Source organism: Shewanella morhuae (assembly GCF_003028295.1).
Taxonomy (GTDB): Bacteria; Pseudomonadota; Gammaproteobacteria; order Enterobacterales; family Shewanellaceae; genus Shewanella; species Shewanella morhuae.
Window position 1 is genome coordinate 2,169,671 of the sequence record NZ_PYSG01000002.1, and the last position, 23,595, is coordinate 2,193,265.

Here is a 23,595-nt window from a genome sequence, read left to right on the forward strand (position 1 = left end):
CAATGCAAAGAGCGATCTGCATTACCCAAGCTCGAATGGGATCGAGCAGATTACCAGGTAAAGTATTAGCTGCTATACAAGACAAGCCTATGCTCGAATATCATCTTGCTAGGGTTGGGCAAGCAAAACTAGTCGATAAACATATTATTGCGACAAGCAACACTGAGATTGATAAACCAATAGTTGAATTTTGCCAACTCAACAAACAACCCTTCTTTTGTGGAAGTGAATTAGATGTTTTATCACGATTTTATCACGCTGCTCTGCACGAAAATGCTGCGCCAGAGGATATAATAATTAGGCTTACGGGTGACTGCCCATTAATTTCAGCAATATTAATTGATGAGGCGATTACAAAACATCGACAAGGTGATAACTCGCAATACACACACATTAGTTTAAGTTATTTTCCTCGAGGCTTCGATGTGGAAGTTTTTAGTATGGCAAGCCTAACTAAAGCTTACGAAAATGCGACTACTGTAGCAGAGCGCGAACATGTGACACTTTATCTTTATTCACAGCCTGACACAATTATAGTTCCTGTTGAAACGGGTGAATTAGGTTGGAATAAATTCCGACTATGTGTTGATGAAAATGAAGATTTACAACTCGTAACAACATTAATTAAACTATTGGATAAGAATTGGCTCAATGTCTCTCCTAAAGAAATATGCCAATTATTACAACTTCACCCCGAAATAGCTCGTATTAACGCCAATATAATACAACGAATAGCACATTAATCTCATGCAATCGGTTAGTAAGCCGATAGCAAATAAGAAACGATTACAAATCATAGCAAGAGGTAAGACAAATGAATAAACAAGAGTTTTTAAATCTACTTGAAGAGATCCTAGAGCTTGATAGCAATACTTTACAAGGTGATGAAGTGCTGATGGATATTGAACAATGGGACTCATTAGCATTTCTAAGTGTTATCGCTATGGCTGATGAACATTTTGATATTGTTATTCAAGGCGACAAGTTAGAGAAAATTAAAACAGTGAATGATCTGATTGCATTAGTACAAGAACACCTTACTGCTTAAGGTACAAAGTTATCATGGTATTACATAACCCAATGGTGTTAAGTGATAAACGCATACTCATCACTGGTGCTTCAGCTGGTATTGGTCGAGCATGTGCTATTTTACTTTCTCAGCTTGGTGCAAAAGTTGTGATCAATGGCCGCCATCTTGAAAGTCTCAAGGACACCTTACAGCAGATGTCAGGTGGTGGGCACAGTATTGCTGTATTTGATATGGCTAACACCGATGAACTCTGTGAATGGTTTAAATCCTTAAGCCAAGCTGAAGGCTATTTTGATGGATTTGTGCATTGTGCCGGTATACAAGTAACTAAACCGATACGCTTATTTGACCAAGCATTTTTTGATGAAACTATGCATGTCAATCTGGCGAGTGCCATGGCCATTACAAAGGGTTTTCGCCTTAAGCGGGATAGAAATAAGCAAGGAGCGATTGTTTTTGTTGCCTCTATAGCTGGTTTAATAGGGCAAACAGGGAATACGCTGTATGGCGCAAGCAAAGCAGGATTAATGTCATTAACTCGAGGGTTATCAATGGAACTCTTAAGAGATAATATTCGCGTTAACTGTGTGGCACCTGCGTTAGTGGACACTGAAATGGTGCAGCGAACTAAAAACAGTATGACGGAAGCGCAATTTCAGCACATGCTGGACCAACACCCAATGGGAATGGGCCAGCCAGAAGATGTCGCAAATGCTGTTGCATTTTTATTAAGTGATGCGGCGAAATGGATTAATGCTGTAACGCTACCCGTCGAAGGCGGGTATCTGGCAAACTAAGAAGTAACACATGGCACTCAATTTTAAACGAATTGATGTAAATGATGCTGAACTACTGTTGAAATGGCGTACATCACCAGAAATAACTCAGCATATGTTTACTGATCTGCAAGAACCATCACTTAAAAAGCAGCAAGCTTGGATTAAATCTTTGCAAGATCGCAGAGACTACCGAGGCTACATGATTCAAGACGATGGAATATCTATCGGTTTTCTCTGTTTTAGTGATATTGATTATCTAAACCAACGCTGCAGCACTGGCTCATACATTTATGAAAGACAAGCTAGATTAAAATATGGTGTAACAATGCATACCTATATTTGTAACTATGTTTTTCACCAATTAAAAATGAATAAAATTGTTAATCATGTACTCAACGCCAATGAAAAAGTCGTTAAGCTACAGACTTTACACAAAACAAGATTAGTAGGTTATTTAAAACAACATATATTTAAAAATGACCAATTTTTAGATGTTTATATCTTTGAACAACTGAAAGAAGATTGGCTCAGCCAGAAGCAACATTATAGTCTAGAAAAAATTTCAGCAGCATTTAACGATTGGGACTTCGCATGACAAATCTAACTACAATCATCATTGAGGAAACACGTCGAATCATTGAGACTAAAGGTGAAACTTGTCCAGATATCTTACTTAATTATCATTTCTTAAACGATTTACCTATGGACTCCTTAGATCTTGCCACCCTGATAGTTAGCTTAGAAATGTCTACAGGACTTGATCCGTTCAGAGAAGGCTTTAAAAGCTTTCATACTGTAGGAGAACTGATTCATCTTTATGAAGGCATGTTGACCTAATGTTTAAGTTAAATGCGGATTTTAAGTTAATAGAACATGATGTTTGCTACAAACTCACAAGCCTTGGCCCATTAGCGATTGATGAACAGCTCAACTACATACAATTAAACTGCCAGCTTGAAAATAATGGCCCGTTAGTTTCAAAGATGCTAAAAGCCATGATCATAGGCCAACAACAGGATATTCCAGTTATCTTTAACCGGAATGGACAAGCTTTTGATTGTGAAGATGTACCCAATACATTTAAGATTGGGCTATTTACTTCAGGCACAACAGGAACACCAAAACTTATATTTCACTCTATCGATTCCCTACTGCCGAAAAATAGTAAAACGTATGCTGAATCGACACGATGGCTCTTATGTTATAACCCAATGAGCTTTGCTGGGATACAGGTTATATTACAAGCCATAGTGTCTAATGACACTTTAATTGCCAATGTCGATGCCAATATTAGGCAAAAAGCAGATATTGCTTTAAACAATAAGGTCAATGCTATCAGTGCAACACCATCGATGTTTAGGGCTATGTTACTTGCCTGGGGGAAGAATTTCCCCAAGCTTAAACTGATTAGTTTAGGAGGCGAAATTGCCACACAGTCTATTCTAGATGACATCAAAACTTATTTTCCCAAAGCAGCACTAAGGCATATTTATGCCACAACAGAAACAGGTGTGATATTTACGGTCAAGGATGGTCTAGCAGGCTTCCCTAAATCTTGGACCAATCAGTCCTTTAACGGCTGGCAATTAAAAATTGCCCAGTCACTGATTTTAAAAAAAGATCATTTGCAACTTGATACAGGCGATAACATTATAGAAACAGAAGATCGTTTTTTATTTAGCGGACGTCAAGATAACCTCGTCAATGTTGGCGGTGTTAAAGTCAATCTTGAAGCCTTAGAGCACCAAATAATCGCACTTGAAGGCATTTCTGATGCGAGAGTGTTTGCTAAGGCAAATCCAATTACAGGGTCTTTAGTTTGTATCGAACTCTGCGCACAAGATCAAATATTGGCTAGAGCATCACTAGATGCCTATAGTCATAATCTAGAGTCGGCAGCAAAGCCTAGAATTATAATTTTTGCTGAGCAGATAACATTAACTGATGCAGGGAAAAAGCAGAGAACGATCTAATGAAACATGTGATAGTTAGTGGTGGTAGCCGTGGGCTAGGACTAGCAATAGTTAAACATCTGTTAGAAGAAGGCTATATGGTCTCAACTTGCAGTCGAGCAAAAACGTCAGAGATTGACCAACTAACCTCTCAATATCCATATTTCCAATGGTTTCAAGCCGAAATTGGCAATGCTGCGCAAACGGCACTATTTGTAAAGCAAGCCTGTGACTGGGCCAAAGAAACGCAACTGTGGGCCATAATCAATAATGCTGGTATTGCCAAAGAAGGTATATTAGCAACATTCCCTAATATCGAATCAGATACCCTTCTGCAAGTTAATTTGCATGGGGCGCTTTATTTAGCACGAGAAGCGTTACGTGTTTTCTTACGGCAAAATAGTGCGGGAAGAATTATCAATATCAGCTCGATCATAGGTAGTAGAGGTTATACAGGACTTGCAGCCTACTCGGCCTCTAAAGCGGGTCTTGATGGATTAACCCGAGCATTAGCGAGAGAAAATGGACGGCGAAATATTACTATTAACTCCATTGCTCCAGGATATTTAGACACCGAAATGTCATCGATCCTTTCAGATAAAAAGCGTGACCAAATCATTCGCCGGACGCCAATGCACAGACTCGGTACTGTGGAAGATATTACTCCTGCAATTAGCTTTCTCTTGTCTGATGGCGCAGCATTTATTACCGGACAAACTCTCACTATTGATGGTGGCATCACAACCTAGGATGACCTCTATGCCCACAGTTCAATGTCAACTTTGCCACACTCAGCAATGGCGAATATTTTCTCAAATTTCATTTGGAGTATGGGACAAGAATACCTCAATGCTGGTGCGTAAATCATCCGACTATCCGCTGTCAATATGTCAGCATTGTGGGCATGTTCAAATCAGCAGCGAATACACCTCAGAACTATTTAAAAATTTATATTTTCACTCTGCCCAAGAAGCGGTTATGTGGCATGAATCGCTTTTAAATAGTAATAGCCCCTATGAAGAGATGGTTAGCTTTGCATTGAGTGATTTAGCGCCTAACACAATCGTCGATTTTGGTTGTGGTGAAGGTAAGCTCTTAGAAGCAACACATAGTGCAACACCCAAAAGTACCTTAATTGGCATTGATTTTAATGATCGTTTTTCACAAAAGAATATTCGCTATTTATCATTCGATCTAAATCAGCTTCAAAATCTATCAAATGACCATTGGCCCAACGGGGTTGATCTTGCAATGGCATCCCATGTATTGGAGCATGTAATAGATCCTGTCGATTTTTTACGACAAATAAAAAAACAATTGAGCCCTACTGGCGCTATTTTCATTGAGGTTCCTGATTTTTCGGAACGCCATAATATCGAGTCAATTGGTATGAGCAATCTCATAAATTTGCAGCATATTCATTACTTTACTGTTGACTCACTTAATTATGCTGCTCACAAAGCCGGACTAAAAGCAGTAAAAATAGCGAGAATAACTACTGGATATATACCTAGACTACAGATGTTATTAAAAGTAAATCTAATCGAGCAAGCTCATGTTTCAGTGCCAATTTTCAATGCTGTTGATGTGATATGCCATTATCAAGCACAGTGCAGTGAACTACGCTCACGATTAGCTAGCATATTACGCGAAAAAATTATTCAAGAAGGAAAAGTCGGACTCTGGGGAATCGGTGCTGATTTTTATAGTCTAATTAATGAACATGCCGACCTTAAAAGTCTTATTTCCCAAGGGAAAATGATACTTTTTGATTACGCCCTAAAAGGTAAAGAGTTTCAATCACAAATAATTTTATGCAGCAGTGATATTCCCACAGTCGACTATACCGTATTAATTAGCCCTCTACTTTTAGAAACACGCATTAAGATGCGGGCTGTATGCTGCGACTGGAAGAACGTTTTAGACTGCTATCTAAAGTGAGAGCAATATAATGAATACAAACTCCCCCCTGCAAACAACCTGCAAAATATGTATCCATACGAATTGGAAAATAATAGATACACTTATTTCTGGAATTTGGGACAGAAGTAATGTCGAACTCGTCAGAAAAATACTTTATTTTCCAATAGCTCAATGTCAGCATTGCTATCATGTACAAGTCACAGTGCCCTATACTGATGAGATATTTAATTCACTCTATTTTTCAAGTAATTTAGAACCTGATATGTGGTGTGATACTCCTATAGATAATAAATCTCCTTATGAGGAGATGGTAGATTTTATTGCACCCTATATTACAGAAAATATTCATGTAGTAGATTTTGGAGCTGGAGCAGGCACTACATTAAAATATATTGCGCAAGAGTACCCTTCTTACTCATTAAAATTTTCAAGCGTAGACTTTCACGACCACACACATTCAAATACTATTACTCATATTGATGCTGATTTAAATAAGCTAGACAACATTAAAAAGTATTTCAATAAAAAATCTATTTCATTAGCAATAAGCACTCATGTTTTAGAGCATATAATTGAACCAATTTATTTTCTACAAAACATAGGTAGTATTTTAGCTGATGATGGTTATATTTTCATCGAAGTTCCTGATTGTAGTCAAGATGCATTTATTGAAAACTTAGCTGTGACAAACTTAGTTCATGGCCAACATATTCATTATTATAGTAAAGATTCAATAGCCTTATTAATTAAAAAATCTGGATTTAAAATTGTAAAGCAACAACAACTGACAACTGGAAACATTCCAAGATTAATGCTTCTACTGGAAAAAGATAAAACTACTGAATTTATAATGGATCCTAAAATTACAAACACTGCGAAGCATGCTGTAGAAAAACGTTTTAGTGCATATAAAAAATATCAAAATGCTCTTTTTGACATAGTGAAACTAAATTTGAAAAAAAACAAAAAAATTGGATTTTGGGGACTTGGTGGAGATTTTTATTTATTTACAAAAAACTACCCATCTATAATTGAATCAATAAAACAGCAACATATTACTCTTTATGACTATGATCTCGCAGGGCATACCTTTGAAGGTCAGCGTATCTTATCTAGCTCAGAGTTAGAACACGCCAGCGAAGCTATATATATAATTCCAATCTATGCACCAACAAAAGAAAAAATGAAAAAAATATCTAAAATGTGGAGTATTTCCATAGCCGATATTTAATATCACACTTAAATCAGCGACTATTTATTAGTCACACATACAACACCCCAAGCGTTGTACCAAACAAAAAGAAGTGAACATCCAGAACAATGATCAAAAGAAGAGCGAAACAGGCATCCAATATGGCTTCGGAGTTAAATCCAGAGCAAAATAAAGAAGCTGTGTAATAATTTAGGTTACAACTGCCTTGAAAAACCTCGCTACCACCGATATAAAAACCAACTCTCTAGCAACTAATTTATATCAAATATGATATCATGAAGTTTTTTTAAAATAAAATCTTGTTCTTTCTCTTTCATCTGAGTGAAAATCGGTATGGTAAGGCAATTAGCATAGTAATTTTCAGCGCCTGGGCAATATCCAGAAAAGTATCCTTTTTTAATATAAAAAGGTTGAAGGTATACTGGAAAATAGTGCACGTGAACACCAATACCAGCTTGCCGCATCAAATTAAAGATTGATTTCCGATCTTTATCTTCTGGTAATCTAATGATAAATAAGTGATATGCACTTCGGCAATTTTCTAGTGGTTTAATAAATCCAATATTTAAATTTTTTAATACTTTTTCATAATATTTAGCAAATTGATTTCTTCTCTCCACAAATGATTCTAAGCGCTTAATTTGACTTAAACCAAGAGCAGCCTGTAGATCTGACATCCGGTAATTGAAACCCAGTATATGTTGTTCATAATACCAATCGCCTTCATTTGGACGTGTCAACTGGCTTAGCTCGCGTGTGATCCCATGACTGCGCAACAAATTTAATGTTGCTGCGAGCTCACTATCTTGTGTCGTTAACATACCGCCTTCTGCGGTCGTAATTACCTTAACTGGGTGAAAACTGAATACTGTGATATCAGAAAAATGGCAAGAACCAATCTTATTACCTTGGAAATGTCCACCTATAGCATGAGATGCATCTTCGATTATTTTTACTTGGTATTGCTTAGCAAGTTCGCTAATTCTTTGCATATCACAACTATGACCCGCTAAATGCACGGGAATAACCACTTTAGGTAGACGCCCAAGAAGTTTGGCATGTTCAAGTTTATTTTTGAATGCTTGCGCGCATAGATTACCTGTTGTCGGTTCAACATCAACAAAATCAATTTCAGCGTCACAATAGAGGGCGCAGTTAGCAGATGCTACAAAGGTAATGGGTGAAGTCCAAACTAAATCACCTTTTTTCACACCTAATGCAAGACACGCAATATGTAACGCTGACGTTGCGCTATTGACTGCAATTGCAAATTGCGCATCAACGGCACGAGCTACGGCATCTTCAAATTCAGCAACTTTAGGGCCCTGTGTCAAAAAATCAGACTTCAAGACCTCAACAACCGCATCTATATCAAATTGATTAATATCTTGCTTACCGTATGGGATCATCCTATCTCATCCATTTTTAAGATTTCTACGGTGCTAAGAAAATGCGGATTATTTCCAGAGTGGTATTCAAAACCGCTTTCCACCAATTGACCATGTTCACCTAACAAATTATTGGTGTAATCATTTTCTTGGCTAAAAAACTTAATACTCGGCGTAATGACAAAGTGATCTTCAAACTCAATAGTATGGTGAGAGTCATCCCCTGGACACATAATTTCATGCATTTTCTCACCAGGACGAACCCCAACAATATCTTGAGTTAACCCTGGACCATAGGCTTCTGCAAGATCTGTAATTCTGATAGATGGTATTTTAGGTACGAAAATTTCACCACCTTGCATACGAGCAAAATTTTTCAACACAAAATCAACACCATCTTGGAGCATAATCCAAAAACGAGTCATCTCAGGGTGAGTAACAGGCAAAGATTTAGCACCATTAGCAACTAGTTGTTTAAAAAACGGAACCACAGAACCACGAGAACCAACGACATTGCCATAACGCACAACGGAAAAGCGTGTTTGCCCTTCACCAACAACGTTGTTTGCTGCGACAAAAAGTTTATCTGAGACGAGCTTGGTCGCGCCATATAGATTTATTGGGCTAGCAGCCTTATCTGTAGACAAGGCAATTACTTTTTTAACATTATTACTGATCGCGGCACGAATAACGTTCTCAGCTCCATGGATATTTGTCTTAATGCATTCCATCGGGTTATATTCAGCAGCAGGGACTTGCTTTAATGCTGCTGCATGAATGACATAATCCACATCTTTAAATGCTTGCTTTAATCGATCAGCATCACGCACATCGCCAATAAAGTAACGCATACAGGGCGCATTATAAACTTGTTGCATTTCATACTGCTTAAGTTCATCACGAGAGAATATAATAAGCCTTTTGGGTTTGTAGCGTTCTAGAATTGTTTTAGTGTATTTTTGCCCAAATGACCCAGTGCCACCGGTAATCAAAATCGTTTTATTATCAAACATAAACTTCCCCACAAAGTATATACATCTTCGATTAGCGACCAGTGACAAGACTAAAAAATCATTGACAAAATCTAAAGCAATATCCGCGCCAATATATTCATTATGATTAAATAAGTTAAAACATTATACAAGCATTGGGATATGATTATAGGCAAGTATCGATAAAATATAAATTTTTTATCGATTTATTGACGTGTAGCCCCCTAAATAAGTATTAAAGCAAATATCTTCACCCATAACATGCATCAGGGCTTAGCTGGAACGTAAATTGCTCGTACTTGCGCTGACATGCCAAGAAATGACACTATCCTAATGACTCTTAAAGCAAACCCATGAGTTGTTCACCCTATATAGAGGAAAATATGCAACTACAAACTAACATATTGAATAACTTTGCAATAAGTCGCTTCAACGAATACTACTTACCTAGTATAAACCGTCATACTTTTGACAATATTGACTCAAAGACCATTTATGAGAAAAATTTCAAAAATCTACTCCATCAGAAGGACAACCTAAATATTATCATTGGGATGGACTCTGGACTACTAGCCAACTATGTACTGGAAGCAAAATTTCCTGACGGAAGTAAGTTTGTATTTATCGAGCTATCATCGGTACTGCCTTTATTGGTTATTGATATCCCCCAGCATTTACAAAAAAAACTTATCATTGTTGATGAATCGGCTGTAGATGAAATATTAAGCCAAGACGAGATTAAAATTTATATCACAAAAGGTCAGTACCGTCTTTTCCCCTCTCTAGCGGTTACCGCCAAGCATGTTGATGATTACAACACGCTACTAAATGACATTGAATCTAAATTACAAAACATGTCATTTCAAAGCCAAATAGACTCAACACAAAAAATATTCATTCATACTCAACTGGCGAATATATCAGATAATCATACACAAGCAAAAATACTAAAAAACACCTTCTCAGGACAAACCTGCATTGTTATTGCGGGCGGTCCTTCATTAGATGAAAATATTGATTGGATCTACGAGAACAGAAATAACCTATTTATCATTTGCGTATCCCGCATTGCAGGTAGATTAGCAAAACTGTCTATTACTCCCGATATTATCGTCAGTGTTGATCCACAAGATGTCAGCTTTAATGTAAGTCGCGATATGTTTGATTTAAGCGATAATTCAATACTCGTTCATTCATATCATGTTAGTCCGAAGATATTATCTCAATGGCAAGGACAGTGCCTTTATATGGGACAACGCCTTCCCTGGGATGATAAAAATGATCGAGATAATATCATTACAGTTGGACCAACGGTAACCAATAGCTCAGTACGCCTCGCAATAGAGATGGGATTTACTAGAATACTGTTAAGTGGTGTGGATTTTTGTTACTCGAAATCAGGCTATACCCATGCTAGCGGGACGCCAGAAGCCAATCAAGGCCCCTGTTTAGGGCATAATACGGTGTGGGTAGAGACCTATGAGGGTTATCCTGCGGAAACGTTATTGCAACTTAGACATGCTATGGAGTCATTAGAGCAAGAGGCACAAGCTTATCCTGACGTTGATATTATTAATTTATCTAACAGAACAGCTAAAATTACGGGTATATCTTACGTAAACCCCGATAATATCCAATTAGATACATTGCAATCAAAAAGCCTTGAAAATATCAACATAAAATACTCAAGTCATGACTTAACGGCCATGAAAACTGAGTTAACTAAAGTGACAGTCGATTTTGAAAAAGTTTTCTCTCTGGTAAAAAAAGCAAAAAAGCTATCATTAACTTTAAACCTAAACTCTAATCTATCAGTAAAAACCATGGATGAGATAAATAAAATAGAAGATAGGTTAAACAGAAAGTATAGTAATTTATCTACACTCATAAAATTTTATGGCTATCATGAATTTTCCAATTTTTTAACTACTCGAGACAAGGATAACTGGACTCAAACCCATATTAACAATATGACAAAAAGTTATTATGATGCATTCTCATCTATTTGCGGAATAATGTTATCTCTTATAGAGAATGCTCATGAAAAAATTCAATTTAGGCTAAAGGAAATGAGCGATACTCCACTCTCAGAGTTAGCCGTTAGATGGAAAAAAGAAAACCAGCCTGGTAGGTTTCTTATTTGGCAAAAAATGCATAAACAACATATTTTAGTTCAGAGTGAAAGCGATTTATTATTAGAGCTCAGCCTATTATTTAAGCAAAACATCACACCTGTTAAACAAACTTATACTGGTGTGCTTAATTCGAATTCAGCGATGAATCATGTTTATACTAAGATTATCCGACTTAACCAATCCAAAAATCATTATGGTCTAGCTTTGACAGCCAGTAATTTACTGCCTTTTATTGCACAAAATACTGAAGCAAATCGGCTATATCACCTCGCCCTATCCTTCCAACTTAGCCTAGAGCAACAACCCCAACAAGCATTAGATGCCTTGCTTGCTATACCCGAGGAACTTTGCACTGAGATGGAGTTAAAAAATATTATTTTGCTCGCTCTCAAATTGAGTAACCTTGAACTAGCGGAAGCAACGTTGGTCAAAATTTTAACTCATAGTGATGAGTATATGCCCCAGTATGCACATATTTTAAAGCTTCAAGGAAAAACTCAACAATCTGTTAATGCTTACTTAGATTATTTAGAAAAATATCCTTCGGACACGCAGACATGGATAAAGCTAGGGTTATTTATGATTGAAATCAATCAAGTAGAAGCCTCTCACACTGCATTTTCCAATGCGATTGATGCAGACCCCAATAATCAAGTTGCACAAGAGTACTTAGCAGAGCTCACGCGATTAATGGCTTCTTCGCTATAATGTTAAAAACTCGCACCGAACACTAATATTCATGTTCGGTGATTTCAATATTACCTTACTAGACAGTATAATTAGCCTCATTTCAACATTGTTCACTCGCATACCCAAGGAGATTTTGTTTGGCTCATACTTATATACCTTTAGAGACCTACCGCCGTAAGTGGATTTTCAACCACAAAGACTTACCTGTTACCGATGAGGATAAGGCGCATATCCTACCGTTAACGGACAAAAGTGCTATGGAGGTATGGAACCAATGGATCAGTAATAAAAGTAGTCGAGCAGAGCAATTTACTAAGGGTGATTGGGCTGCCAAAGCTGATGCTTGGACTGAAACTGATGACTGGCAGAGCGTTTGGGACAGTGAAGAGGGCCGTTTACCTGCTATGTTAGCCGATTTCATTAAATGGCCAGATGATACGCTGGTATATTTTTGCTATGAAAAATATCAAGTAATTGAAACCCGTTGGGATGTATTTGTCCGCAACTGGAAATGTTTTTTATTTTTCGATGACGGTCCAATTCTGATTTCTTCAAAACAAAAACAAGCAGTTATGTTCGAACAAAATGGGCAGTACAAGCTAGGTACTCGCGGTTAATTTAATCCTGTTTGCACACAAATGGCATACTAATGCTTAACGCATGTATGCCTAATTTCCCCATCACCACATCATGCTTAAACGTCATTGGTCTATCACTCACCCCTCTGTTTAGATTAACATCCGTTTGCAGTATTGAGTGTTTGCAAAATCGATACTAACGTTTTTGCTCAAATACTCATTAAAACCAGTTTTAAACCCAATAATTAGAATCTAAAAATGAGGTGTATTATGAAGTTACTCTCCACGCTTACGCTCGCAACCGCGCTGTTATTACCTAACACTGTCTTTGCAAAAGACGTTTCAGGTGTGCAAGTTGCCGATAGTGTGACATTAGATAGCCAGGTTTTACCACTTAATGGTGCTGGCGTTCGTAGTAAATTCTTTATGGATTTATATGTGGGAAGCCTCTACGTGCCTACAGCCTTGAATAGCACGGCAGCCGTCATTAATGCTCCGATTGCAGTCATTCGACTGAACATCACTTCAGGCATGATCACCTCCGAAAAAATGCGCGATGCAATTACCGAAGGGTTTGAGCACGCCACTGCTGATAATACCGCTGACATTCAGCCGCAAATCGATACTTTTATGGCGCTATTTAATCAAGAAATTAAAGCTGGCGACCAATTTACCTTAGTCGCCAATAAATCCCGCGGCGTGACGGCTTACAAAAATGGTCAAGAACAAGCGACTATTGAAGGTGAGATGTTCCGCCAAGCACTATTAAAAATTTGGCTAGGTGATCAACCTGCCCAGAACAGCCTAAAAGAGGCCATGCTGGGCAAATAACTTAACTTGACCTTAGAATTTGAAGCCGATATCCAAGGCAACAGCACCTTGGTTATCGATTTTAAGAGCCGTTTGGTTGGTCACTTCTACTTCACTATCAAAGTAGTAACCCGCGTACAGGTTAACAGAAAGTGCGGAAGTCGCTTGCCAACCACCGCGCAGATAACTGACCCATTCGTTAGTTTCTACTACGGTATCATCATCTTCGATGAGAAAACGCTCGGTACGGCGCGAGCTACCAAAACCTATATTCCAATCAGGATTAAATTTATAACTCAATTCTAATCCTGCAGGACCACTAAAACCGGCTTGGAAGGGGTTAGCAAGTGCCCAATGTTCATCTATCTGCCAGCGCATAGCGAGATAAGGCACTGTCCGAACCTCGTCAATATCGTTAAGGTATGCGACCCCAAAACCAATCATATTGCCCGATTTTAATGCATACATTACCGATGCCACAACACCATAGCTCTGTGCTTGGTCAGCTGATGCAGTATCAGCGTAAGCATATTGGATCTGCGGTGCTAACGAAAAAGACCAACGTTTATCCATACGGTAGTTTAAAGAAACCCCAGCACGATAACGGTTAATATGATCCCAACTTTGTCCGTCAGAACCAAATAATGATGAAACATTATTGGGTCCTGTAAGACTAATATTGCGCCAATCATAATTGAGCCGATCGTAACCGACATTAAAACCCACTGACCATTGCTGATCTAGCGGTATATTCATGCCAGCACTGAGCAATAAGCTGTCTCTTTGCAGCTCGGTATTGCCATTGGCAACCTCTGCACTTTGAGTGCTCACCTGGGAGATATTTAATCTAAACGGCTTACTTTCCTGCAATGGTTTATCTGCCGCGATCACCGCACTACTCATTAGTGGCAGCAACAATAAACCATATTTCAGTGTGGGGTATTTTGTGCTCAGTTGTGGGTGTAGTTGATTAGCCACGCTCAATCCTTACATGTAAATGTCGAAATATATTTTGCGCATATGATACGCGCTATCAAACAAAAAAGTTCACGCTATCCATGTGTAGATACAAAGTGATACTTCTAAAACCGTTTTTTGGCTATAGTCGATGCGCTTTTAAAAACATTTCAGCACAGCCTAAAATATATTTTTCTCTGTCGTCAAGGAGTTCATCGACGGCTAACCCCAACTCCAATTTTAATTTAAGTTCACCAAATAACATTAAACAAAAACGCACTGCACTGTGGTGAGCATTACCAAAACAATATATTCCAAGTAAATCTACAGCAGCTAAATAATCAGCCAATATTGCCACAATATGTTGAGGCCCTGCCTCAAAAAACAACCGCGACACTTCGGGATGGCTTTCGGATTGGGCAACACAAGTTTTAAACACTGTGATGGTTTCGGGGCTAACTATCATCTCACCAAATTGCAGCGCAAATTGGGTCAAGGCTAACTCGGGTTCACTCGGGTCACTTAACAACCCATCATTAAGATTATGGCTAACACATTTAGACTCAATGGCCGCAACAAATAATTCATCTTTACTACCGTAATAGGAATACACGGTTTGTTTTGACACTCCCGCAAGTTTTGCAACTTCATCCATGCTGGTGTGAGGAAAACCTTGACGACAGAATAAATCAATTGCAGCTTCAAGTACTTGTTGACGCTTTTGCTCGCTACGGCTTAGCGGCAACAGTGGTTTGGAGGAATGCGTCATATCTACTCTCAACTGGTTAAATACAATAAATTTGCATTAGTTAAGCACGAAATAGACTAGACAGTCCAGTCTTTCGCAACTAGACTAGCAAGTCTAGTTACATTGTATTAACGTTTAACTCACAGTGGAAATACTGATTATGGATCTCACAGCAAGGCGCTTTTGGCGCACGACTCACATTTGCGTGTTTGCGTTTGCATCATTAACGGCCTGCCAAAAGGAAGTAACTGAACACGCCACTGAAGTCACGTTGCCCACTGTGACGAGTCAAACATTAACTCTAACGCCAAGTTATCAACGCATACAAACCTATTCCGGCACAATCCGCGCTGGCAATACCACTGGTGTTGGCTTTGAATTGGCGGGAAAGTTAAACGAACTACAAGTAAATTCAGGCAGTAAAGTGAAGCAAGGGCAAATACTTGCCATCCTCGATACCCGACTACTCGAAGCTGAGCGTCAAGAGATCCAAGCCAGTCTGGCACAAACCCAAGCCGATGTAGATCTAGCCACCAGCACCTTAAAACGTAATCAACAATTAAAAAAATCGGGCTATGTCTCTGAGCAACTGTTAGATGAAAACCACTCACAATTAAGTAGCTTAGCCGCAGTAAAAAACCGTCTACTCGCCTCACAACATGCCAATCAACTTAAGCTCGACAAATCTATCTTAATAGCGCCCTTTGACGGCACCATAAGTCAGAGACTACATAATCTAGGTGAAGTGGTTGCCGCAGGTAGCCCTATCTTTACCTTGGTGGGAAATATCAATCCTGAAGCCTATATTGGTATTCCTGTTGCGTTAGCCGACCAATTTTACGCTGGGGAAAAAGTAAAAATCAGCGTTCAAAATCAGAATTTCACTGCCGAAATTGCCGGTATCAGTGCTGAAGTAAGCTCCGTCAGTCGCACCCTACAACTCAGAATAAGTCTACCTAAAGATGCCCGTGTGATTAACGGTGAAATTGCGTACCTGCATCAACAACAACAAATAGTGCAAACGGGCTATTGGGTGCCTATTTCAGCACTGACGGATGGTATTCGTGGAATATGGAATCTGTATATTATCGCAAATGATGAGCAGCAATCAGTCATTGAACGACGGGATGTCGAAATCCTCTACACCACCCAAGACATGGCTTATATTCAAGGCGCAATTAAGCCTAATGAAATCTATGTCAGTCAAGGACTGCATAAGCTGGTCGTAGGCCAAGCTGTGTCTCCTATTGCCGCGGCCACGAGGTAGATATGATTAAAGCTTTTGTTGAAAATGGCCGTCTAGTTAGCCTTATTATTGCGCTATTAATTGTGGCTGGCTTTGGCGCCATATCCAGCCTACCGCGTACCGAAGATCCACATATCACTAATCGTTTTGCTTCAGTGATCACCCCTTATCCTGGCGCTTCTGCCGAGCGAGTTGAAGCCTTGGTGACTGAAGTGCTTGAAAATCAACTCAGACGTCTTGAAGAAATTAAGTTAATTCAATCAATTTCACGGCCTGGGATTTCAGTCATTCAATTAGAATTGAAAGACACAGTCCAAGAAACCGATCCCGTGTGGTCTCGGGCACGTGATTTATTGGCAGATGCTAAAGTGAGCCTACCGGAGGATATACAATCTCCGACTTTAGATGATCAAATTGGCTATGCCTACACCGCCATTTTAAGCCTAGTGTGGAATACCGATACACCAGTTCGAGTTGACATACTTAACCGCTACGCCAAAGAATTACAGAGTCGACTTAGACTGTTATCGGGCACTGATTTTGTCAAACTCTACGGCGCGCCAACCGAAGAAATGCTCGTACAGCTTGACGGCAATAAGATGAGCCAATTACAACTCACCCCTGCCACTATCGCCCATATCCTCAGCGGCGCCGACAGTAAAATTGCCGCCGGTGAAATTAACAACCAGTACTTTCGCGCCTTAGTCGAAGTATCAGGTGAACTCGACTCGCAATCGCGTATTCGTCAAGTCCCCCTAAAAATTGACACCCAAGGCCAGATTATTCGACTCGGCGATATTGCCACTGTCACCCGCCAGACAAAAACTCCTGCAGACAGCTTAGCGTTAGTCGATGGTGAACAAGGCGTATTTGTTGCCGCGCACATGCTTAATAGTAATCGTGTTGACCTTTGGCAAGCACAGGTAGAACAAGTGGTTAATGAACTTAATCGCGACATGCCTGCCAATATTCGTATCCAATGGTTATTCGAACAAAATAGTTATACCAGCGAACGCCTCGGGGGATTAGTTATCAATCTACTGCAAGGGTTTGTGATTATTCTATTAGTACTGTTAATCACACTCGGGCTAAGAAATGCCATTATCGTGGCGATATCTCTGCCACTTACGGCTTTATTTACCTTAGCTTGTATGAAATATATTGGTTTGCCGATACATCAAATGTCAGTAACGGGGCTTGTTGTCGCCCTTGGGATCATGGTGGATAATGCCATTGTGATTGTCGATGCTATTGCACAAAGACGCCAGCAAGGCATGACTCGCCTGGCTGCGGTAAGCAAAACCTTACACCACCTTTGGCTTCCTCTGGCTGGCTCAACACTGACCACCATTCTTGCTTTTGCGCCCATAGTGCTCATGCCTGGAGCGGCTGGTGAATTTGTCAGTGGAATTGCCATATCAGTAATGTTTGCGCTGCTCGGCTCTTACGTAATTTCTCACACTTTAATTGCAGGGCTCGCGGGACGCTTTAGCCACGAGGGCCAAAATGATGCTTGGTATCAACGTGGGATCAACTTGCCACTGTTAAGCTATTATTTTCAAGCAAGTATTCGAATAGCCCTCAAACGTCCTATTGTTAGTGCACTTATTATTGGCATTATCCCCGCCTTAGGTTTTTACGCATCAGGTAAGATGACTGAGCAGTTTTTCCCGCCATCTGATAGGGATATGTTTCAGATTGAAATCTATCTTGCCCCCTATGTAAGTTTAGAAAACACCCAACACCAAGTGCAACTGATGGATAAACAACTGCATGCTACTAAAGGCATTACTCAGGTCGATTGGGTCGTGGGCGATAATACGCCTTCATTTTATTACAACTTAACCCAGCGCCAACAAGGCGCCAGTAATTATGCCCAAGCCATGATTAAAGTGACTGACTTTCAGCGCGCCAATCAGCTTATACCTGAATTACAGCAGCAATTTGATCGCCTTTTCCCCGAGGCACAAGTATTGGTACGCAAGCTAGAGCAAGGCCCACCTTTCAATGCACCGGTGGAGTTAATGATCTTTGGCCCAAATCTAGATACTTTGCGGTCGCTTGGCGACGATGTAAGAAATATTCTCGCCCAAACACCGGACGTACTGCATACCCGCGCAACACTCAGCGCCGGCGCGCCTAAGTTGTGGTTACAAGTCAATGAAGATGCCAGCTTAATGAGTGGCCTGAGCCTTACGGATATTGCCAGACAGATCCAAATGTCGACCACTGGCGTTATCGGTGGCAGCGTATTAGAACAAACCGAGTCTTTGCCTATTCGGGTTCGTTTAGGTGATAGCAGCCGCGAAGAAACCAGCCGTCTGGCAGAGATTCAACTCATGACGCCTTCGGGTGAGGCGGTCGCATTATCAGCTTTATCTCACGGTGATGTACGTGTGAGCCGCGGGGCAATCCCAAGGCGTAATGGCCAACGAGTTAATACCATTGAAGCCTATATCGTCAGTGGTGTGCTGCCCGCCCAAGTGCTGAATGAGGTTAAGGATAAAGTGGCGCAATTACAATTGCCATCTGGCTATCGAATTGAAATTGGTGGCGAAAGCGCTAAGCGCAACGAGGCTGTAGGAAATTTATTATCAAATGTCATGTTAGTAGTAACCCTACTATTAGCCACTGTGGTGTTGTCTTTTAACTCCTTTAGGCTTACTGCGATTATCCTTCTAAGCGCCATACAATCGGCTGGGCTTGGGCTGCTCGCAGTATTTGTATGTGGATATCCCTTTGGATTTCCGGTAATCATAGGGTTATTAGGGCTAATGGGATTAGCCATTAACGCAGCTATTGTGATCTTAGCCGAATTAGAAAGTACGCCGAGCGCTCGACTTGGCGATAGAGAAACCATCATTACCACAGTCAGTCGTTGTGGCCGTCATATCAGTTCGACAACCATTACTACCGTTGGCGGTTTTATCCCGCTCATTATCGCTGGTGGTGGCTTTTGGCCGCCCTTTGCTATTGCGATTGCAGGCGGAACATTACTCACCACGCTACTCTCACTTGTATGGGTACCAACTATGTACTTACTGTTGATGAAACGGCGCAGCCTGACAATGCTAAGTGCTAAATAATGGCGCGGCTAAAGTAAAAAACTAAAAGTGCAAAACAAAAAGCCGTTTAATACACCATCACTTTAACAAGGTGCTGGTGTATTAATATAAAGGGTAAACAGTGGCTTGGTAGCCACTTTTAAGCCAATATCATTCAATCACACACCACAACAACCAGATAAAACATTTATTTGGTCATAACTTAACCCATAATCGATAACAAATAATAAATCTTAGACTCACATCAAGACCTCTAGCTAAATTTTCAGGTACATTCGCGGCACCTTTACCTATAGGAACACATAATGAATTATAAACATTGGCCTATTGCAAAACAGATTGGGGCCCTCGCCTTTTTTCTTACCCTTATTATTTTTAGTATACTCAGTACCCTTTCCTATAAAGCGGCATCAAATGTACTTGAAGATAAAGGCATTAGTGCGATGAATGCTGAAATTAGTGCCTTATCAAGCATGCTAGAACTGCAATATGACAGTCTGTTACAACTTGCTAGGCGCAATGCTGATGTTTTTAAAGAAATGTATCCAGGGCAATTTAGCAAACCGGATAAGACCATTAACGTTGTTGGCGTGAGCACTCCTGCGCTATTACACGAACAAGAACAGATCAATACCTCTAAAAGTAAGGTCGACCGCTTTGCGAACTTAACAGGCGGTAACGCAACTATATTTGTGCGCGATGGTGACGATTTTATACGTATTGCAACGTCACTCAAGAAAGCCGATGGCCATAGAGCACTTGGTACCTATCTAGGCAAAAGTCATCCTGGCTATCAAACTCTGATCAGCGGCAAAGACTATGAAGGTTATGCCAAGCTGTTTGGCAAAGATTACATGACTGTTTATCGTCCGGTGAAAGACACTCAGGGACAAGTCATTGGTATTTTGTACATTGGTTTTGAAATAAGCGCCGTATTACAACAACTCCAACAAGCCGTGAATAATTTAGTCTTAGAAGAAACAGGCCATTTCCTATTAATGCACAAAGTCGACAATTTACTGGTCGCGCACCCTCAATTTGCAGCTGGCGAAATGGTCACAGATACCATGTTAGATGGCTTGAGTCTAAGCCAAGCCACACAGGATAATACCGACTGGCGTTATGCTAATAGCAAAGATGAAGCTATGTTTGCCCACAGTCAAACGGTGAATGGTTGGAACTGGGTGCTTATCGGCCAGGTAAAAGTCAGTGAACTCAGTGAAGAAAGCATACATTTACTCAAAATTAACGCGATTGTAGCTATTACTGGCATAGCATTAATCACCGCATTACTGTCAATGGTGCTAATCAGAACGCTTAAGCCATTACATGTATTACAAAATCATATGGAAACCTTAGGCCACGGTGATTTTAGTCACCAATTAACGGCATCTGAACCACAAAGCGAAAACGAAGTTGATAAAATTACCACCAGTGTATCAGCAATGTCTGCAGAGCTCAGGCAACTCATTATCGCACTACAAACCTCGGTCACTAGCTTAGAGCAACAAGCCATACAAGCGCAAAACGTGGCGCAGCAAAATGGTGAAGAAGCGCAAGCTTTGATGCTACAAACCGATCAAATTGCCACCGCAATTGAAGAGATGTCAACGTCAATCCGTGATGTTGCCAATCATGCTCAAGCCGGTGCTGACCAGAGCCAACAGGTAGATGTTGCAGCTAAAGAAGGTCAAAAACAGCAAGTTCAAGTTGTACAAGATTTACTCAAGTTAAGTCAGCAGCTCAATAGTAGTCATCTATCGGTAGAAAAAGTTAGCCAAGAAAGTGAAGCGATTAGCAAAGTCACAGAAGTGATTAATAGCATTGCCGAGCAGACTAATTTACTCGCACTCAATGCAGCCATTGAGGCTGCGCGAGCGGGCGATCAAGGTAGAGGTTTTGCCGTGGTGGCCGATGAGGTCCGAGTTTTAGCCCATCGAACACAGTCATCCATTTTAGAAATTGGCCAGACGATTGGAAAGCTGCAAACTCAAGTCAAAAATACGATGGAGCAAATGAGTCAAAGCCGTCAGTTAGGCATAACATCGGCCGCCCAAGGTGAAGCAACCGGTGAACAGCTTAAGGAAATCACTCAGCGAATTGGCGAGCTGGCGATTAGCTCATGTAATATTGCTTCGGCGACAGAACAACAGAGCAGTGTGGCGCAAGAAATTACCCATAACCTGCACCTAATCAGCGAGCTTGCGAGTGAAGGTGAGCTTCGTGCCACGCAAACAGTCCACTCAGCCAATGAGCTGTCCTCTTTAGCCGCCACATTAAAGCACCAAATAAGCCAGTTTAAAGCCTAAAAACAATTCTGCTGAGCACTAATGACGCATCAATGCCGTCCACATGGGCGGCATTTTTAAATGTTCTACTGATGAAAAATAAGTATATAAAACAATATTTAACAACAATTGCATTAACTATCTGTTCATTCAGCGGGAGTTCAACGCGCTTTAGACAAGGCGAAGGATTGAAGACATAGTGGTGCTCTGCCAAAAGCCTTAAACGCTGTATAAAGCGCGTTGCCATACAGTTAAATCAGCCGCCCTGTGAGGCTCTGAACTGATTAGATAGTTAATGTGATTGGTATAAAATAAGATTGGGTAGAATTAAGATAAAGGTAGATTAGAGGCGAGAGTGGAATAACTCATATAAAGTCAACGCTAACGAACCATCATCACGCCTTGCATGTTGGACTGTTCCTTCTTTACACACCTCAAATTATTAAAAATAGCCCAATAAAAAACCCCGCATGCGCGAGGTTTTCAATTCGAGTTTAGACGTTAGTCAGCGTCATCTGCCGCTCTGTCCATATTCTCAGTATTTTCAAGCCATAAAGCGTTGATGATACCGAAAGAACAGGCTAACAAAACCCCTAATAGCCACGTGAAATACCACATAGTATATGCTCCTTAAATTGTCAGTATCAGTAGAGTGAGACTTTATTATCTTCAATATGTTTACGGCTAATACGACCAAACATTTTGAAGTAAGTCCACACAGTGTAACTTAATACTAAGGGTACAAAAATCGCAGCGGCAACCGTCATCACACCTAAGCTTGTTTCACTGGCTGTTGCATCCCACATAGTCAAACTCACATTCGGATCTAATGACGATGGCATGACGAATGGGAACATTGCTGCACCACAAGTCAAAATCACCATAGCCACAGTAAGTGAACTAAATAGGAAAGCAAAACCGGAACGGTTAAAGCGACTCACTATAATCACTAACAGCGGTAATACCACACCTAAGATTGGGAATAACATAGTAATGGGGTATTTATCATAGTTAGTAAGCCAAGCACCGGCTTCAATCGCAACCGTTTTTAATGCAGGGTTAGAAACCGCATAATGATCGAGTGTCGATGTCACTACATAACCATCAATCCCATTGGCTAGCCACACGCCTGCTGCTGCAAATAACACCGCTACTAATAGCGCAAAAAATTGCGTAGCTTTTGCAGCACGAACGCGCAGCTCACTATCTGTCTTCATTTGTAGCCAAGAAGCGCCCTGCATCATAAACATGCTTACGCTCACTAGACCTGCGAGTAAACCAAAAGGATTCAACAGACCAAATAGACCACCGTGGTATTTAGCACGTAGGAACTCGTCAAATTCAAACGGAACGCCTTGTAACAAGTTACCAAAAGCGACGCCGATGATCAGCGGAGGCACAAAACCACCGATAAACAAGGCCCAATCCCATGACTTGCGCCACTGTGGATTTTCAATTTTTGAACGGTAATCAAAGCCAACTGGACGCATATAAAGCGCGAACAGTACCAACATCATGGCGATATAAAAGCCAGAGAAAGACACTGCATACACCATAGGCCAAGCGGCAAATAACGCGCCGCCCGCTGTGATTAACCATACTTGGTTGCCATCCCAATGGGGAGCAATGGTATTGATCATAATGCGGCGTTCGGTGTCGTCCTTACCAATAATCGGCAGCAACGCACCCACGCCCATATCAAAACCGTCCGTTAACGCAAATCCGATGAACAGTACGCCGATCAGAGCCCACCAGATAACTCTCAACGTTTCATAATCAAACATAATGAAATCCTCTGCTT

21 protein-coding genes are annotated in these 23,595 nt (G+C 40.4%); 15 read left to right on the plus strand and 6 right to left on the minus strand.

Annotation, left to right across the window (positions count from 1 at the left end; all coding sequences use genetic code 11):
• Nucleotides 1–2: 2 nt before the first annotated feature.
• From C9I43_RS09960 to C9I43_RS10000, 9 genes are all read left to right on the plus strand, one after another.
• Nucleotides 3–743: a cytidylyltransferase domain-containing protein gene (locus C9I43_RS09960; protein ID WP_107883347.1), complete on the plus strand. Its 741-nt coding sequence runs from the start codon at nt 3–5 to the stop codon at nt 741–743.
• A 71-nt stretch (nt 744–814) separates the two neighbouring features.
• Nucleotides 815–1,048, plus strand: coding sequence for an acyl carrier protein (locus C9I43_RS09965; protein WP_107883348.1), 234 nt, complete (start codon nt 815–817; stop codon nt 1,046–1,048).
• 14 nt (nt 1,049–1,062) lie between these two features.
• A complete protein-coding gene (locus tag C9I43_RS09970) occupies nt 1,063–1,827 on the plus strand; it encodes an SDR family NAD(P)-dependent oxidoreductase (protein ID WP_107883349.1) in 765 nt (254 codons plus the stop codon).
• 10 nt (nt 1,828–1,837) lie between these two features.
• Nucleotides 1,838–2,404: a UDP-4-amino-4,6-dideoxy-N-acetyl-beta-L-altrosamine N-acetyltransferase gene (gene pseH / locus C9I43_RS09975; RefSeq protein ID WP_107883350.1), complete on the plus strand. Its 567-nt coding sequence runs from the start codon at nt 1,838–1,840 to the stop codon at nt 2,402–2,404.
• Nucleotides 2,401–2,646 (plus strand): acyl carrier protein, encoded by a 246-nt coding sequence (locus tag C9I43_RS09980; RefSeq protein WP_107883351.1) that lies wholly within the window; start codon nt 2,401–2,403, stop codon nt 2,644–2,646. The genes pseH and C9I43_RS09980 overlap by 4 nt, the downstream gene beginning before the upstream one ends.
• A complete protein-coding gene (locus tag C9I43_RS09985) occupies nt 2,646–3,782 on the plus strand; it encodes an AMP-binding protein (RefSeq protein WP_107883352.1) in 1,137 nt (378 codons plus the stop codon). Before C9I43_RS09980 ends, C9I43_RS09985 begins: the two co-directional genes overlap by 1 nt.
• Entirely contained in the window at nt 3,782–4,510 is a 729-nt protein-coding gene (locus tag C9I43_RS09990; RefSeq protein ID WP_107883353.1) for an SDR family NAD(P)-dependent oxidoreductase, read from the plus strand. Before C9I43_RS09985 ends, C9I43_RS09990 begins: the two co-directional genes overlap by 1 nt.
• A 10-nt stretch (nt 4,511–4,520) precedes the next feature.
• Nucleotides 4,521–5,702 (plus strand): class I SAM-dependent methyltransferase, encoded by a 1,182-nt coding sequence (locus C9I43_RS09995; protein WP_107883354.1) that lies wholly within the window; start codon nt 4,521–4,523, stop codon nt 5,700–5,702.
• A gap of 10 nt (nt 5,703–5,712) precedes the next feature.
• Complete coding sequence (locus tag C9I43_RS10000; protein WP_107883355.1) at nt 5,713–6,915, plus strand: class I SAM-dependent methyltransferase; 1,203 nt, start codon at nt 5,713–5,715, stop codon at nt 6,913–6,915.
• 233 nt (nt 6,916–7,148) lie between these two features.
• On the opposite strand, the gene pseC is transcribed toward C9I43_RS10000, so the two are convergent.
• Both pseC and pseB read right to left on the minus strand, forming a co-directional pair.
• Nucleotides 7,149–8,306, minus strand: a complete 1,158-nt coding sequence (gene pseC, locus C9I43_RS10005) for a UDP-4-amino-4,6-dideoxy-N-acetyl-beta-L-altrosamine transaminase (protein WP_107883356.1) — start codon at nt 8,304–8,306, stop codon at nt 7,149–7,151.
• Nucleotides 8,303–9,298 (minus strand): UDP-N-acetylglucosamine 4,6-dehydratase (inverting), encoded by a 996-nt coding sequence (pseB, locus tag C9I43_RS10010; protein WP_107883357.1) that lies wholly within the window; start codon nt 9,296–9,298, stop codon nt 8,303–8,305. The genes pseC and pseB overlap by 4 nt, the downstream gene beginning before the upstream one ends.
• Before the next feature lie 362 nt (nt 9,299–9,660).
• Here pseB and C9I43_RS10015 point away from each other — a divergent pair, with 362 nt between their 5' ends.
• From C9I43_RS10015 to C9I43_RS10025, 3 genes are all read left to right on the plus strand, one after another.
• The gene (locus C9I43_RS10015) at nt 9,661–12,120 is read left to right on the plus strand and encodes a 6-hydroxymethylpterin diphosphokinase MptE-like protein (protein ID WP_107883358.1); all 2,460 of its coding nucleotides are present in this window, start codon (nt 9,661–9,663) and stop codon (nt 12,118–12,120) included.
• Nucleotides 12,121–12,239: 119 nt separating this feature from the next.
• The gene (locus C9I43_RS10020; protein WP_107883359.1) at nt 12,240–12,719 is read left to right on the plus strand and encodes a DUF2947 domain-containing protein; all 480 of its coding nucleotides are present in this window, start codon (nt 12,240–12,242) and stop codon (nt 12,717–12,719) included.
• 231 nt (nt 12,720–12,950) lie between these two features.
• Nucleotides 12,951–13,511 (plus strand): chalcone isomerase family protein, encoded by a 561-nt coding sequence (locus tag C9I43_RS10025; RefSeq protein WP_107883360.1) that lies wholly within the window; start codon nt 12,951–12,953, stop codon nt 13,509–13,511.
• A 12-nt stretch (nt 13,512–13,523) separates the two neighbouring features.
• Here C9I43_RS10025 and C9I43_RS10030 read toward each other — a convergent pair whose 3' ends face one another.
• Nucleotides 13,524–14,393 carry a DUF6268 family outer membrane beta-barrel protein gene (locus C9I43_RS10030; RefSeq protein WP_373455350.1) on the minus strand — a complete coding sequence of 290 codons (870 nt, stop codon included), beginning with the start codon at nt 14,391–14,393 and terminating at the stop codon, nt 13,524–13,526.
• A 196-nt stretch (nt 14,394–14,589) separates the two neighbouring features.
• Nucleotides 14,590–15,216, minus strand: coding sequence for a TetR/AcrR family transcriptional regulator (locus C9I43_RS10035; protein WP_107883362.1), 627 nt, complete (start codon nt 15,214–15,216; stop codon nt 14,590–14,592).
• 139 nt (nt 15,217–15,355) lie between these two features.
• Here C9I43_RS10035 and C9I43_RS10040 point away from each other — a divergent pair, with 139 nt between their 5' ends.
• From C9I43_RS10040 to C9I43_RS10050, 3 genes are all read left to right on the plus strand, one after another.
• Complete coding sequence (locus C9I43_RS10040) at nt 15,356–16,462, plus strand: efflux RND transporter periplasmic adaptor subunit (RefSeq protein ID WP_107883363.1); 1,107 nt, start codon at nt 15,356–15,358, stop codon at nt 16,460–16,462.
• A gap of 2 nt (nt 16,463–16,464) precedes the next feature.
• Nucleotides 16,465–19,527 carry an efflux RND transporter permease subunit gene (locus tag C9I43_RS10045; RefSeq protein ID WP_107883364.1) on the plus strand — a complete coding sequence of 1,021 codons (3,063 nt, stop codon included), beginning with the start codon at nt 16,465–16,467 and terminating at the stop codon, nt 19,525–19,527.
• A 284-nt stretch (nt 19,528–19,811) separates the two neighbouring features.
• Nucleotides 19,812–21,815, plus strand: a complete 2,004-nt coding sequence (locus C9I43_RS10050; RefSeq protein WP_107883365.1) for a methyl-accepting chemotaxis protein — start codon at nt 19,812–19,814, stop codon at nt 21,813–21,815.
• 480 nt (nt 21,816–22,295) lie between these two features.
• Here the strand turns inward: C9I43_RS10050 and cydX are convergent, their stop codons facing one another.
• Entirely contained in the window at nt 22,296–22,412 is a 117-nt protein-coding gene (gene cydX, locus C9I43_RS10060) for a cytochrome bd-I oxidase subunit CydX (protein ID WP_076496617.1), read from the minus strand.
• 26 nt (nt 22,413–22,438) lie between these two features.
• On the minus strand, nt 22,439–23,578 hold the full coding sequence (gene cydB / locus C9I43_RS10065; protein ID WP_076496616.1) for a cytochrome d ubiquinol oxidase subunit II: 1,140 nt from the start codon (nt 23,576–23,578) through the stop codon (nt 22,439–22,441).
• Nucleotides 23,579–23,595 lie beyond the last annotated feature (17 nt).